The organism is Bdellovibrio sp. ArHS (assembly GCF_000786105.1).
GTDB lineage: Bacteria > Bdellovibrionota > Bdellovibrionia > Bdellovibrionales > Bdellovibrionaceae > Bdellovibrio.
This window is the reverse complement of record NZ_JTEV01000018.1, coordinates 26,317-39,774: the sequence shown is the minus strand read 5'-3', so window position 1 is coordinate 39,774 and position 13,458 is coordinate 26,317. Positions and strand designations below refer to the sequence as shown.

At 48.8% G+C, this 13,458-nt stretch carries 8 protein-coding genes; 6 read left to right on the top strand and 2 right to left on the bottom strand.

All coding sequences use genetic code 11. The features are described from left to right. Positions 1 to 106 precede the first annotated feature (106 nt). The 5 genes from OM95_RS10285 (at position 107) to OM95_RS10265 (ending at position 10,412) form a co-directional block, all read left to right on the top strand. The gene (locus OM95_RS10285; protein ID WP_291516101.1) at positions 107 to 2,206 is read left to right on the top strand and encodes a TonB-dependent receptor; all 2,100 of its coding nucleotides are present in this window, start codon (positions 107 to 109) and stop codon (positions 2,204 to 2,206) included. Positions 2,207 to 2,300: 94 nt separating this feature from the next. Continuing rightward, positions 2,301 to 3,437 (top strand): patatin-like phospholipase family protein, encoded by a 1,137-nt coding sequence (locus tag OM95_RS10280; protein WP_041873336.1) that lies wholly within the window; start codon positions 2,301 to 2,303, stop codon positions 3,435 to 3,437. A 582-nt stretch (positions 3,438 to 4,019) separates the two neighbouring features. Beyond that, positions 4,020 to 6,101, top strand: a complete 2,082-nt coding sequence (locus OM95_RS10275; protein WP_041873333.1) for an AarF/UbiB family protein — start codon at positions 4,020 to 4,022, stop codon at positions 6,099 to 6,101. Positions 6,102 to 6,206: 105 nt separating this feature from the next. Beyond that, positions 6,207 to 7,601 (top strand): MFS transporter, encoded by a 1,395-nt coding sequence (locus OM95_RS10270; RefSeq protein ID WP_041873330.1) that lies wholly within the window; start codon positions 6,207 to 6,209, stop codon positions 7,599 to 7,601. A 123-nt stretch (positions 7,602 to 7,724) separates the two neighbouring features. Continuing rightward, positions 7,725 to 10,412, top strand: a complete 2,688-nt coding sequence (locus OM95_RS10265; RefSeq protein ID WP_041873328.1) for a hypothetical protein — start codon at positions 7,725 to 7,727, stop codon at positions 10,410 to 10,412. A 26-nt stretch (positions 10,413 to 10,438) separates the two neighbouring features. Here the strand turns inward: OM95_RS10265 and OM95_RS10260 are convergent, their stop codons facing one another. Both OM95_RS10260 and OM95_RS10255 read right to left on the bottom strand, forming a co-directional pair. Continuing rightward, positions 10,439 to 11,779, bottom strand: a complete 1,341-nt coding sequence (locus OM95_RS10260) for an MATE family efflux transporter (protein ID WP_041873325.1) — start codon at positions 11,777 to 11,779, stop codon at positions 10,439 to 10,441. Positions 11,780 to 11,784: 5 nt separating this feature from the next. Further along, a complete protein-coding gene (locus tag OM95_RS10255; protein WP_041873323.1) occupies positions 11,785 to 12,330 on the bottom strand; it encodes a NifU family protein in 546 nt (181 codons plus the stop codon). Between the two features lie 198 nt (positions 12,331 to 12,528). Here OM95_RS10255 and OM95_RS10250 point away from each other — a divergent pair, with 198 nt between their 5' ends. Continuing rightward, the gene (locus OM95_RS10250; protein WP_041873321.1) at positions 12,529 to 13,455 is read left to right on the top strand and encodes a class I fructose-bisphosphate aldolase; all 927 of its coding nucleotides are present in this window, start codon (positions 12,529 to 12,531) and stop codon (positions 13,453 to 13,455) included. Positions 13,456 to 13,458: the final 3 nt, after the last annotated feature.

Below are 13,458 nucleotides of genomic sequence, written 5' to 3'. Positions count from 1 at the left end.
ACGCCACATCCTACAAATGACCTCTCGACTTTTGCCCCCGCTACGATTTGCTGCCTGCTCAGGGGGATGAAAAATAGCAATAATCTTTCCTTAGTTCATAGGGGGGATGATGAATAAATCAAAGGTGTGCGGGTTGTCTTTATACGTTTTAATGGCGGTTTATTCCGGAGTCGTCTTCGCAGAGGGGTCGGCAGACACACTGCCGACCGTGACCATTCAGGATTCAAATAAAACCGGGCATCTTGAACGACGAACACGGACGCAAGGGGATTCGCTCAAAGCTCTTGATGAAGAACCGTCCGTGCAAATGCAGACAGGCGGGGGCATTTCGTCGCTTCCGGTAATGCACGGGGTGTCTTCGGACCGGGTGAATGTGAAGGTTGATGGAGTCGGAGTGACGGCCTCTTGTCCTAATCACATGAATCCTGCTTTAAGTTATATATCTTCTTTTCAAGTGGAAGCGATCACCGCCATTCCAGGAATTACGCCAGTGTCTTTAGGTGGAGACAGTCTGGGGGGAAGTATTTTGGTGAATACTCAACATCCCGGCTTCACATCCGGTGAGTCGCGATACTCTGGGCAGTTTTCCTCGATTTATGGCTCCAATGAAGATTATTTAAATTTATCAGCGCATGTGGGGTTTGCTGATCTGAGCAATTCCGTGGGCTACTATGGAACGGATGAAAAGGCCCGAGACTACAAAAACGGAAAAAGCGATATCGTTAAAAGAACCGCCTATGAACAAAACAACCACAGTCTGGTTTATGCGCGTAAGTTAGCCGACGGGACGCTCTCGTTTCGGGTCGGGCGAACGGCGGTGCCCAAGCAGGGCTTCGTCAATCAATACATGGACATGCTTGAAAACACGGCGATGAAGTACAATGTAAAATACCGGGGGCTTCTTGGCACGCTAAAGAGTGACGTCTCGTTAAGCCATCAAAACGTCGATCACTATATGGATAAGCTTCGTGATTATAGCTCGGGTCAAATGCCGATGTATACGGACTCTAAAGAGACCAACTTGCTTGCAAAATCTCATCTTATTTCATCGCAGACCTCTGACACTTCCGCAGGCGTGGAGGTGAATTTTTACTCCCTGAATGACTGGTGGACGCCGGTTTCGGGGATGGGCGGCATGTCGCCGAATAACTTCGTAAATATCAATGATGGCCATCGCGACAGATATGCCTTTTTTGTCGAGAATGAAACCCAGTGGAACTCTTCGTACAGTACGAATATAGGGGCGCGGGTCGATGTGGTGAGTATGGATACGGGCCGTGTTCAGGGATATAACAATACCAGCAATGCGCCAGCCGATGAGGCCTACTTCAACAGTCTGGAACGAAATAAAACGGATGTGAATTACGATATGACGTGGTTGAACGCGTATCAGATTTCAGAATCACAAAAGATAGTCCTGGGGCTGGGTCGTAAGTCCCGCTCTCCGAATCTGTATGAACGTTATACGTGGGCGGGCTTACAGTCGACACTGGCGACGTCCAATCCCGTACGTATGGACATGCGAATGATTAACTGGTTTGGTGATGGGAATGGTTATGTCGGAAATATAAATTTGCGACCTGAAGTCTCGCACATCCTTAGCGCCAGCTACTTTTATCAGTCCGCACAAGGAGCACACATCGAGATCACTCCTTATTACTCTGAAATTCAAGATTACATCGACGCGGATTTAAAATACATCTCGACAACGGGAAGTGATACGGGCGTTCGCTATTTACAGTTTGCAAATCATGATGCGATCATTTTTGGAACAGAGGCTTCAGTCTCTTGGGATTTCCTGCAAACAGAAAGCTATGGTGCTTTCAATATCAAAGCTCTTACCAGTTTTACTCGCGGCTATCGCAAGGATGGCGTGTCGGACTTATACAATCAGATGCCTTGGAATGGTAAGTTGATTCTAAATCAGGAAACCTCCAAGTGGAAAAACAGAGCGGAAGTGCACATGGTGGCCGCGAAAGAAGATGTCTCGGGGATCAGAAACGAGCATAAAACCGGCGCCTATGCGACCGCGGACTTGGGGACTGAATACAAATGGGGGACTGCCTTCACGACGTCTTTGCAGGTCCTTAATGTGTTCGATACTCAATACGATCTGCCCTTGGGAGGTAAAGATATTTTAAACGGAAAATCCCCTGTGGCCGGGAAAGGTCGGTCCTTTGTGGTGGGCTTGAACTACGACTTGTAGTCCAGCGATAGACTTCTTTTTTGTACTGGCAAAAAGGACCCAACAGTGAAAAACTTTGAGTGAGAGGATTTCTCTCGCTCAAAGGGCGGTCACGATGGCGAAAAAAATGGGTTTGGTTCTTTCGGGTGGGGGCGCTCGCGGCGCATATCAGGTCGGGGTCCTCGCCGCCGTACAAAAGATCAGCGAGACATCGGGAATACTGCCGCGGTTTGAATATCTTTCTGGTGTCAGTGCCGGCGCCATCAATGCCAGTTCTTTGGCGGCAAACTGCGAGAACTTTAAAAATGCCTCAGAGACTCTGGTCAAATTATGGAGCGAAGTTACCGTCGATCGGGTGTTTTCCACCGACGCCTTAACCATGGGTAAAATCGGTTTTCAGTGGATGAGTGAATTGTCACTGGGCTCTTTGACCGGCACAACCCCTGGCCGAGCTCTCTTGGAAACTTCGCCTTTGCGCACGTTGATTCATGACAATATGAACTATGATAAAGTGGCGCAAAACTTTAAAGACGGTCACTTAAAAGCCTTGGCGATCACCGCAATCAATTATGCCACGTCTGCCACGGTCACTTTCATTCAAGGACAAGATCAGTTGCCTTCCTGGAATAAAGGAAGAAAATACAGCGAAAGAACCATCATTTCGACCGATCACATCATGGCGTCATCGGCGATTCCTCTGCTGTTTCCTCCGGTTCAGGTCGACGATCGCTTTTTTGGTGACGGAGCTGTACGAAATCATGCGCCTTGCAGTCCAGTGATCTATCTTGGCGCGGAAAAACTTCTGGTGATTGGAGTTCGGCGGCAGGCCGGAATTGCCTATGAAGAGCGGGCGCAACAGACCACAAAATCCCCGAATGTCGCCCGGGTCATCAACACGATTTTAAATGGCGTCTTGCTTGATGCGATTGAGCAGGACATTGATCGTCTGCGCCGCCTGAATGAATATGCGCTGGCAATTCCTTCGGATCAACAGCAGAAAATCAGTTTGCGTCCTTTGGATTATCTGTTTATTTCACCTTCCGCCGATATCGGAGAGATGGCCGTGCAGAAAGCGCGCAAGCTGCCCGGCGTGGTTCGCTATCTGTTAAAGGGACTTGGCTCGTTAGAAGACGCCAGTGAGATCATTAGCTATCTGCTTTTTGATCCCGGTTTTTGTTCCGATCTGATTGAAATTGGTTACAAGGATGGGATGGCTCAGAAAGATGAATTGATCGCATTTCTTTTGAAGTAGGCGGTTGAAACTCCCGAACATCAGCGCTTGGTCTTGAGCAGCACCACTTGCCTAGTGGTGCTGTTATTAGTCGGTTCATTAAATGAAATCCTCCCAACACAATGGGAGCCCATTTAATAAGAGGAAAAACGGCATTTTTTTAGGCTCATTTTTATCCAACCCACATGGATTTTAATACATTTTTTCATCCAGGCATTGAACACTGAAAAGACGAAGGTATTCTGAAGACATTCCCGTGTGAGGAGGCATCTATGGAAAGTTTGGATTTTGTGTGGATCATTGGTTTGGGATTTCTTGGTTTCATGTTGGTGATTGGCGCGGTTGTGATGTTCAAGCCTGATATCTTGGATAAGCTTTTAACATAAAAGTAGCTGATCTATGCACCGCACTCATTTTTGAAGCCCTCAGTGACCTTCACGAGGGCGTCTTTATTTCTGCTTTCGCCAAGACCTCGTCTTTCTAAAATCTGCCCAAAAAGGGGCTCTGTCTAAATTTTCGTCAGCTCAGAATGTTCTCTGAATGAGCCTATGTCGGCCTATTCCGTGCAAAGCCTATCATGGATATTTTTTCCAAGGTTGTGGCATGTTGAAGGTCTTTAAATTCTCACTTCTTTTGTACGTTTTTGTCGCGAAGTTTGCTTGGGCGGCCGCGCCGGCGTCAGTGGGTTTGCATTTGTCTTTTGAACAAAGGCTGGCTTTGACTTATGCGCTTTTAGCCCAAGGGGAATCGTCCGAAAATAAACACGAAATATTAGAACGCGCGAAAGCCTATTTTCAAGATGTCTATAAGCAAGAGGTGCAAGAAGTGAAGGTCAAAAACTTTGACGAGTTTTTGCGTCTTCATAAAGGGTCTTGGCCCAGCACTCACAGTGTCGCCCTCGACGTCGAGCTTATTGAAAAGCAAGGGCCTCAGGCGATGAAGATTTTTGTGTCGGAAAGTCCGCGTGTGCAAAAGCAGATTGATCAGTATTTGGAGTGGCAACAAGAACAGTTGAAGTCCATGGCGGAAAAACAGAGTGGTGGTGAACCCGTTGACATCGAGAAAATGGCGGGACAGGCCCTGGCCTTATTGCAGAATCCCGAGGCGCAAAAAATTGCTGAGAATTGGGCCTTGCAGGAAAGTGAAGCCTTGTTAGCTGATCGCATGAAAGAATTGGATCGCGTCGGTGAAAAAATCGCGCAAAACGGTTTCGCGCAACAGCAGGATGCGACCATGAGAATCTTTATGGAGACGATGTTCAGTGAGTACTACTCTCGCTTAACGCCGGCTTCAAAAAAACTTATCGTGTCCTCTTACCTGGGCGGCGATCTTTTGATCTCTGATATGAAAAAATTTGAGATCATGGTGCAAAACAGTGGTCCCCAATTGCAGAAACTTTTGCAGGTGGTTGCTCGGCAGGCGGATCTAGGACCTGAAATGTTAGAGGTTTTTCGAGCTTTGGAAAACTCGGTTCGTCCGGTGCCTTGGGTGCAGGTCGAACAAATCGTCAATAAAGAGCACGGCAACTATAAATTCATTTATTTTGAAAGAAAAGCATTGGGCGTCGGTACGATGGCGCAAGTGCATCGTGCAAAAATCCTTTTGGATGGCAAACGTCATGATGTCGTCGTTCGTTTTATCAAACCAGGAATTGTCGACCGTGTGCAGGAAGACAAACTGATTCTGACGGAAGTGGCGAAGATCCTGGATGCGAATCCGGAGTTTCGTAAAACCGGTGCTCCGAAGCTGACACCCATCATCGAGGACATCACATCAACGGTGACCGCAGAACTAAGCCAGGAAGACACCATTCGCCGTCAAAAACTGGCGAAGACCCGTTATGACAGCACGGTCCTGATGAAAACCCGCGACTACAAAAACTTCATCGAATTCAATGTGCCGCGGATTTACGAACCCACCGGCGAATCCAATCTGATGGTGCAGGAGATGGTGATTGGTAGAAAACTTGATAAAGAAGTGGCTTTGTACAAGGAAGTCGCTCCGGAGATGAAAAAAGCGGTGATCGAAAACATGGCGAAGTTATGGGCCAACGAAGTGATGTTCGGTGGCGGCTTCTATCATTCGGATCTTCATCAGGGCAATTTCATGATGAATGTGACCGACCCCAAGATTCGTTTGCACATTCTTGATTTCGGTATGGGCGGTGTGATTGCCGAGTCCATGCAGCGGCAGGTGATGGTTTTGGGGGCGGGTACGGAACTTTTAAATGCCGAGCTGATCGCCCGTGCTTTCTGGAATCTGAGCGACAAAGAAAGAAATGCGGTCAACCAGACGCAACTGCAAAGCTTGGTGACGGAACGTATTCGCCGAATCAAAGCGGGTGCGGAAGCCAATACCTCCTTAGAGCACTGGACGGCTTTTGCCATGGATAATGGCCTTAAGCTGCCTTACGAGTTTGTCAGTCTCAATCGCGGTATCGTGATTGTGAATAAGCTTTTGGCTGACGCCGGCAGTACTTTGACAGTAACCAGTATGATGAAAAGTTATGCAATTGCACATCCTGCGATGGTTTACCAAAAACTTGTGATCGAAGAAAAAATGTCTCGCGCCGACTTGGTGAAACTGGGTTGGGGAGAAATGAAAACTCTTCTTTTTGGCGCCAAAGACAAACCCGCCACCGTCGTTCCCGCAATCAGCTTGCGTTGTGAGGGTGTTTTTCTTTAAGCCATCTTTAGCGAACTAAATTAAGAGTAAGTAATCCGTAAAATAAAAGATTGTTGCTGGGCCTGCCGCTCTCCACAATGGAGAAAAAAAGGGGGGGGGCCCTTTATGGCTTCGTCTGCGGATGCGACACTGAGTGTGACAGAATCGCGAAATATTTGGACCGTCATTGCGGCGTCCAGCGCGGGCACGCTCATCGAGTGGTATGACTTCTATATATTCGGCAGTTTAGCGACGATCATTTCGGCACAATTTTTCCCAAAAGGTAACGAGACCGTCGCCTTGCTGGGGACTTTAGCGACCTTTGCGACCGGCTTTATCGTCCGGCCTTTTGGCGCCCTGGTGTTTGGAAGAGTCGGCGATGTTGTCGGCCGTAAATACGCCTTTATGATCACCCTGCTGATTATGGGACTAGCGACCACGCTGATTGGTGTTCTTCCCAGTTATGAAAGCATTGGTTTTTTTGCGCCGTTACTTCTTTTAATTTTGCGTCTTTTGCAAGGTTTGGCTTTGGGTGGGGAGTACGGCGGCGCAGCCACCTATGTCGCCGAACACAGCCCCGATGGAAAGCGCGGCTTTTATACCAGCTTCATCCAGACGACGGCGACGTTGGGACTCTTTGTTTCCTTAGGCGTCATTCTGGTGACTCGTCTTATTTTAGGTGAAGAGGAGTTCGCAAGTTGGGGCTGGCGTATTCCCTTTTTGCTATCAGTTATTTTAGTGATCGTTTCTTACTTGATTCGTCGTCGTATGGAAGAGTCTCCAGTCTTCGTGCAAATGAAGTCCGAGGGTAAAACTTCAAAAAGCCCCTTACGCGAAAGTTTTCTGCACCCTGAAAATCGGCGCATGGTGATTCTGGCCTTGCTGGGCGCCACAGCAGGACAGGGGGTGGTGTGGTACACGGGGCAGTTTTATGCGCTCTATTACTTGCAAACGGTTTTGAAAGTGGACTTTGTGAAGGCCAATCAGATCATCGCCACCGCGCTGCTTTTAGCCACGCCCTTCTTCATCGTTTTCGGTGCGATGTCCGACAAGATAGGTCGTAAAAAAATCATGATGACCGGTTGTTTGATTGCAGCCCTGACTTACTATCCTATTTACCGAGCCATGGAAGCGTATTCGGGGTGGGACCCAGTGAATCCGGCCGCGACGGCCATAAATCCCAACATATTCATGCTGACCGTGCTTGTCTTTATCCAGGTGATCTATGTGACGATGGTTTACGGTCCGATTGCAGCTTTTCTCGTGGAGCTGTTCCCCGTGCAGATTCGTTACACCTCGATGTCGCTTCCGTATCACATTGGTAACGGTGTTTTTGGTGGTTTGGTGCCCTTTATTGGGACTGCGATGGTGGCGGCAACAGGAAACCATTTTGCGGGATTGATTTATCCGATCTGTATCGCTTTGATGACATTCATCATTGGCAGCCTCTACATAAAAGAGGATCGCAGTGTGCGTTGGCATTCGGTGACGTCGTCTCAAAGTGGGAACACGCGCACGTAAACAAATTTTAATAAATAAGCTGCTGATTCTCATTTTGAATCTCAGTTTCACGAGGGGCGCTCCGATAAGTCTAGTATGCGGGCAGGGGCGCCAATCCAGCTATTTCTTTATGTCATAATTTGCATGCTTTTATCAGCATGCACCGAGCGCTCATTGGAAATGGCCTTCCTGAATCCCTCGATTCTCAATAAATCCGAATTCAAGGTGACGAATGAAGATAATGGCGACCTTGCGGCCGACGCAACGGAGTCTTCACTGTTATTGACCGCGGAATGCAGCGCGAATGTGCAGTCCGTTGAAGTTCAAAACCCGGTGACGAAGACCTGGGCGAAAAGCACAGATTTGATTGCCGGCGGCGATTCCGATTGCGCCGATGACGGCAAAATTTTCTTCAGCATTCCGCTTTCCCATGCGGCCCCCGCGATGGCGACGGAGGGTGGGGATTTTCGTCAGCCTTTTCAAATTCGCTGGTCCGTGAAAAATCAAGACGGGGAAGTCTCCTTCTACTACAAAACGTTGAGTGCGCTTTTTCGTGCCCCCACGGTGACGGCAACCTCTGGCGTGATCGGTCCTCATCAGGTGAGCGGTGGTTATACTGTTTCGGGAACCTGTTCACAGACACCGGGTGTGATTGAAATCTCGGGCGTTTTTGAAGATGTTCATTCCGTCAGTTGTGTCGGTGGAATTTATAGTGCGACCGCAGCGTTGAAGTCTCCGTTAAGCTCTGGACCTGTGACTTTCAAAGTGAAACATGCGAGCACGGCCTCCAGTCATGCCTATGCGGAGGTGCAGATGACCGTGAATGTGGATCTGGATGCACCAGAGCTGCATATCACGACGCCTGTAGCCGGGGCGGTGCTTACGGATTTGGATTATTCTACGGGAACTTCCTTCCTGGTTCAGGGAACCTGTAGTGAAGATCTGATGCCGGTGGAAATTAAAGTTAACGGCGTGTTAACGGAAACTTTCACCTGTACCGTAGCTAAGAGTTTTTCCGGCGAGGTCGTTTTGCCGGAAGGGGTCTCGACTTTGACGGCATACCAAAGTGATGCTGTGGGAAATGAATCTTCTGTCGACATCACGGTCACGAAGGACACTTCAGGGCCTGGTGATTTTACCATCACCGGAGTTCAGTCCACCGTCGATGATTCGACAATTGATAATCTGCTGAAGGGCAGCATCCTGCGCGTTGATTTTTCAAGCTCTGCTGATGCGGCTTCTTATGATGTCCAGGTGCGGGATACCGGTGGGGCGGTGGTGTGTCCCACTCAGAATGTCTCCACGGGGTATGCGGTTTTTAGTTCCTGTATTCTTACCAACGGAATTTCTTATAAAATTTTTGCCACAGCCAAAGACAGTTTAAACAGACCAACGGCAGCGCTTAATAATGGTTTTTCGTTCCTTGTACAACTGCCTATGCCCCAAATCACGAGCCTCTATGGGGATCTTTCCAATGTCACATATCGTGCGGGAGAAGACATCGCTCTTTATATGCAGTTCTCCCGGCCCGTTGTCATCACCGGATCGCCGCAGATGATTTTAAATACGGGACGAGTTTTATCGTTTTCCTCTTCTTCTTTCTTGGCTGGATCTGGAAATACGATTGTAAAAATGAATTACGTGCCCGATCCGGGGATCGATATTAGTCCCTTGGATGTCACAAGCGTGACTTTAAATGGTGGCACTATTCGTGATCAGGCGAATAACACGAACGCGGATTTAGCTTTACCGACGTTGACTGCAAACCGTTTAAGCGCGAGAAACATTGGCATCGATTCTTTGAATCCCGGCGACGTTTCCGGAATAAATATCACCGCAATCCCGGCGCGCATTGATATCACGCCCACGATCGCCTTCACGCCACCGGCTGACCCTGATCCTTTGACTTATTGGTTGAAAGTCTCTCGGCATAGTGATGGTCTGCAAATTTTAGGATGGACTCAGGTCGCGACAACGTCCACGGGACTTTCTTTAGGCGCGGCCGTTGAGCCTGGAGTCACTTACCGCGTGGAGATCCAGGTGCGCGATCCATACGGAAACACCAGCGGCATTGTTTCTCAGAGTTACATCTCGACGGCATGTCCGACCAACTTCGCTTACATCTACAATCCTGCCATTGAAGCAGATCCTTTCTGTGTGGCCCGCTTTGAAGCGAAGGTCAGTGCTGCGACTCCGCAGTTCGTTGCTTCTGGGGATCCGGTCAGCGCGAACCTGATGCAGGCGGTTCCCGGTTGTACGTCTTTAGGAGCGGGGTATTCTCTGATTACGAACTCCAAGTGGAACGCGGTTGCAAACCTCATCGCCAATCAAGCTGGGAATTGGACAAACGGCGTTGTCGGCACAACAGGGCTACTGCATAGAGGAAATAATCAAGTCATATCCATATCATCCGTTTTGGAATCAGATCCGTGTTGGCCCATCTCTGACTTGGTACTTTGTGAAAGTAATGGGAATCGCCGTAAGCATGTGTTGCCCCATAATCAGTCGATCTGGGATTTTTCGGGAAATGCGGCGGAGATTGTCTATGATACGGACGCCTCCATCTACAATCCGAATCTGGACTATGTTTCAACTTTGGCGGCGGGATTTGTGAAAACGAAATACGGGACGACAATGACCTGTACTTATCCTACGGGCATTGATCATTGCGGCTTCGGAAAAATCGATCTTTCGGTCAGCGCCAGCGCGATCTGGAGGGGCGGCAGCTCGGTGGGGGCTTCTGAATCAGTCGGTGTGTTTTCCGCGCTTCGAAGTGGAGACTCGGCAACCGCAATAATGGGCTCCGGCTTCCGCTGTATCTACGAACTCTAAAAGCGAATCGAAAGAGGAACAGGTCGTCAATTTTTAAGAAATCTTTTGCTGAGGACATGAAATCTCCACGTCAGTAGAATTGCCGCAAAGATAAGTCCAATTAAAAGCCCGATCCAAATTCCAACAGGTCCGACGCCCAAATGGAAGGCGAGAAGATAGCCGAGGGGAAGGCCCATGATCCAGTAAGCGAAAAAAGCAATCAGACTGGGCCACTGGGTATCACTCATGCCACGCAGAGCTCCGATCGCAACGGCCTGAACGCCGTCAAAAATCTCAAAGATCGCGACCACGATAAAAAACTTCGCAGCCCAGGCGATGACATCACCGTCAGTAACATAGAAAGTCGGAAACCAATGTCGTAAAAAGAAAAATCCCAGAGCACAAAGGCTCATGTAGGCGCCGCCCAATTTGATGGCGGTGAAGCCTGCAAATCGCGCCAAAGAATAATCGCCGCGTCCTAACTCATAGCCCACCCGAATGCTGGCGGCGATGCCAATTCCCAGAGTGATAAGAAAGCTGGTGCTGGCAAGACTGATGGTGATCTGATGCGCGGCCAAAGGCATGGCTCCGAACCATCCCATCATCACGGCTGCCGATGAAAAAGCTCCCACCTCAAAGATGTACGTTAGCCCATTGGGAATGCCCAGACGAATCAGATTTTTGAGAAGATGATGGTCGAAGCGGTGAGTCCAGCGTTCTTGTAAGTAGTGTTTAAAGTGCGGATGAAGATGCACATAGAAGACGAGCGCCAAGGCCATCAGCGTGCGCGCCATCAGCGTTGCCCACGCAGATCCGTTCAGTCCTAACTTTGGAAAGCCATAAAGACCGTGAATTAAAACGTAGTTGCCGACGATATTAAAGACAACCCCGAAGATCATCACATACATGGCTACTTTGGTTTTGCCAATCCCATCGGTGAACTGCTTGTAGGTTTGATAGATCAGGCTGGGCAAAATGGACCACGTGATGATCTTAAAAAAACTACTCCCCATGGCCAAGACTTCATGGGTTTGCCCGAAGCGATGCAACTGCGGGGTCAGCAGGTACAATAGACCGATGGTGAAGGCGCTCACACCCAGGGCGACAAAAACACTGTGGCGAAGAAGAACGCCCCCATAGGGATAGTTTTCTTGACCTTGCATGCGCGCAAAAAGTGCGGTGATCGGAGACAGCATGCCAATACCAAAAATCAAAAAGACAATGAAAACGCTGCCAGCAAAGGCAGAGGCGCTTAAGGCCAACGGTCCCAAGGCTCCCACCATAATGGTGTCTGCCAAGGTGATCAGATTTTGGCCGACCTGACCGACAACGATAGGGCCTGACAGCTTCGCCAGGAGTTTACTTTCGTGAAAAAACTTAGAAGTCATGAATTTTAGACTGCGACAACTTCTTCAATTTCCGGGAACAACTCTTTCATTCGCGTCTCGATGCCGTCCTTCAGTGTGATCTGCGAGCTAGGGCAACCGGAGCATGCGCCTTTCATGCGGATATAAAGAACATTGTTTTCATATTTATAAAAAACAATGTCGCCTCCATCCAAAGCTACAACCGGTCGAATCTCGCGGTTGAGCACAGACTTGATATTGCGAACAATAGGAAGATCATTGGTGTCGTCTTCGGGGGCAGACACGAATTCGACCACCACGGGCTCATCTCGATCCAGGTGCTCCTGAATAAGGCCGCTTAAAGGTTGAGCAAGAAGTTCCCAATCCACCCAGTCTTGCTTTGTGACGGTGATAAAATCAGGTCCCACAAAAACGGAACTTGTCCAAGGAAAGCCAAAGATTTTCGCGGCTAGCGGTGAGCGTTCGGCGTCCTCCGCCGAGGGGCAATCAAATCCTTGCGAGGTCACTTGTTTTCCCAAAAGAAACTTCATGGTGGCAGGATTGGGTGTATTTTCGAACGTCACTTTATGCATAACAGACCTCTTTGCGGACAGGGCTCACAGTATATCACAGAGTGTTTTCTGCCAAGCGTGTTAATCCATGAGACGCGCTTGATTATCTCAAAAAATATTACTAACTTATCTCGGCTTAAGCCCGATTTTGCGCGGTTTTGCAGTTTATTTGTGAGCTTTATTTAGAAGTTACGCTGATTAATCAAAAAGGAAGCAGACATGACACCTAGAGTTAGAGAGATTTTGAGTTGGTATGGAGCTGATAATCCGGGAGTGCTGGCTAATATGGCTCGCATTATGAACCACGGTAAACTTGCGGGCACGGGTAAAATGGTGATCTTGCCGGTAGACCAAGGTTTTGAACATGGTCCGGCGCGCTCTTTCGCGAAAAATCCAGATGGTTACGATCCTGCTTATCACATTCAATTGGCGATTGAATCCGGCTGTAACGCTTATGCAGCTCCATTAGGAGCGATCGAAGCGGTGGCTCGTGATTTCGCCGGTGAAATTCCTTTGATTCTTAAAATCAACAATTCTGACACTCTTTACACGGATAAGCGCCCGCATTCGGCACTGACATCGTATATCGACGATGCCTTGAGATTGGGTTGTGTCGGTATTGGTTTCACAATTTACCCCGGGTCAGCCGAACGCAAAGGGCAATACGAAGAGATCGCGCAAGCGGCGCGTGAAGCCAAAGCGGCGGGTCTTGTGGTGGTGATCTGGTCATACGCTCGTGGCGAACAGATCTCTAAAGAGGGTGAGACTGCTATCGACGTAATCGCTTACTCAGCGCACATCGCAGCGCAATTAGGCGCGCATATCATCAAAGTAAAACCACCTACAGCGCACATCGAACAAGCGGCAGCGGCGAAAGTTTATCAAGAGCAAGGCATCAAAGTCGCCTCTTTGGCAGACCGTGCTCGTCACGTTGTGCAATCTTGCTTTGCCGGTAAACGCATCGTGATCTTCTCGGGTGGAGAAGCTAAAGGCACAGAAGAAATTTTGAAAGAGGTTTCAGACCTAGCTCAAGGTGGCGGTTTCGGCTCCATCATGGGCCGCAACGCTTTCCAACGTCCGAAGAAAGAAGCCATCGAACTTCTTCATAACGTAATGGAAGCCTTCGCCGGTAAAAAAATTAACTAAGCA